We start from the raw sequence: 314 nt of genomic DNA, 5'->3' as shown, positions 1-314 counted from the left end.
CGGCAGACGACTTGATGCTTTCCGCACCGCAAAAAAGAATGGCCTCCGTTTTGTTGCGCCTGTCGGGAAACCGTTTAGGGCACCAACGATCCCCCCCAATCAAAGCCATTCCGGCCACGCAGCAGGAGTTGGCCGTCGCCGCAAATCTATCAAGAGCATCCGCAGGGAGTATTCTGCGGGAGATGGAAAGAAACGGAGAAATCTAGATTGGCTACGGTAGTTTAGTGATATGCAATGCAGGCGCGCTGACAGCGCGGGTTCTGTGAGCTTATGACTTCGCATCCAACACAGCACGAATCTTTGAGCATCCAGCC

1 protein-coding gene is annotated in these 314 nt (G+C 54.1%); it reads left to right on the top strand.

The annotated features are described in order from the left end of the window. A partial coding sequence (locus tag AB9F29_RS21850; protein ID WP_369757242.1) for a helix-turn-helix domain-containing protein occupies positions 1–206 on the top strand: 206 nt, incomplete at its 5' end. Positions 207–314: the final 108 nt, after the last annotated feature.

Source organism: Falsihalocynthiibacter sp. S25ZX9, assembly GCF_041205405.1.
Classification (GTDB): domain Bacteria; phylum Pseudomonadota; class Alphaproteobacteria; order Rhodobacterales; family Rhodobacteraceae; genus Falsihalocynthiibacter; species Falsihalocynthiibacter arcticus.
This window is presented reverse-complemented; position numbering and strand designations above follow the sequence as displayed.